At 62.8% G+C, this 879-nt stretch carries 2 protein-coding genes and 1 pseudogene; 1 reads left to right on the top strand and 2 read right to left on the bottom strand.

Annotated features, from left to right (window positions below; all coding sequences use genetic code 11):
• A pseudogene (locus AB4Z16_RS28060) lies at nucleotides 1-206 on the top strand (hypothetical protein); the annotation flags it as partial.
• A 279-nt stretch (nucleotides 207-485) separates the two neighbouring features.
• Here AB4Z16_RS28060 and AB4Z16_RS28055 read toward each other — a convergent pair.
• The gene (locus tag AB4Z16_RS28055) at nucleotides 486-722 is read right to left on the bottom strand and encodes an NUDIX hydrolase (protein ID WP_441514581.1); all 237 of its coding nucleotides are present in this window, start codon (nucleotides 720-722) and stop codon (nucleotides 486-488) included.
• Nucleotides 632-879 (bottom strand): hypothetical protein (locus AB4Z16_RS28050; protein ID WP_441514582.1); only part of this gene is annotated, 248 nt, incomplete at its 5' end. The genes AB4Z16_RS28055 and AB4Z16_RS28050, both read right to left, overlap by 91 nt.

Raw genomic sequence — 879 nt, 5'->3', positions numbered from 1 at the left:
CGCTGCCGCCATCCATGGCTCAGCACCTCGACCAGAGCAGCGCGGAGTTCACGGGCCACTACGGACGCCGTGGCTACTATGGTCCTCGCTATGGCCATCGCCACGGCTATCGGAGCCATTACGGCTACGGATATGGCCGCCGCTACGGCGGCCCGCCGCCATGGGCGCCGGCTCATGGATATCGCCGYCATTACCGCGGGTGGTGACTTCATAGCGCCGGGGAGCCCCGGCGCTATTCTGTTTSGGGSCGTCATGCGGACAGTCCCGTCCGCSTCAGGGATAGAGGGCGTCCAGCRCCTTCAAAATCTGGTTGTGGTCKGCATAGAGCTTGGGAATTTCGCCGCGGTGGAACCAGCCTGCGTCTTCAGCATCATCGCCGGCAATSAGGGCAGGTCGATYGACGCTCTTCGACAGCGTGATYAGCACGGCGCCTGAAATAATCCGACTGCGTGGATCTCGATCGATCGCGTCGAATGCCATCGGCCTTAGATCGCAAGAATTCGCCTCGKATCGGCGCGCAAATCGACCCCGGCCTCTTCCTTGAACTCCCGAAGGGCGCAGTCAGCAAACGTTTCCCCCTGATCGAGGAAGCCGCCTGGAAGAGCCCAACTTCCGTCCTTCTTGCGCCGGATCAATGCAAACTCGTCAGCGCGCCGGACCACTGCATCTGCAGTGAGGTGAGGACCCTTGCCGTACTTTTTCTCGTATTTCCGGTCCGCCATCTCACTCCCCCCTGCGCCCGGATGGCTGCGGCTTCCAGATGGGCGGCAGCGGCTTTGATCGTGGCAGACAGGGCCTCGCGGTCAATCTCGGAATGCGTGGCCTTGTAGTGCCCGGCGGCGTTCATCAGGTTGCACAGCGCCAGCTCTGCCGCAGCGG

The sequence above is a fragment of the Allobosea sp. TAF32 genome (assembly GCF_052113585.1).
Lineage (GTDB): Bacteria > Pseudomonadota > Alphaproteobacteria > Rhizobiales > Beijerinckiaceae > Allobosea.
This window is presented reverse-complemented; position numbering and strand designations above follow the sequence as displayed.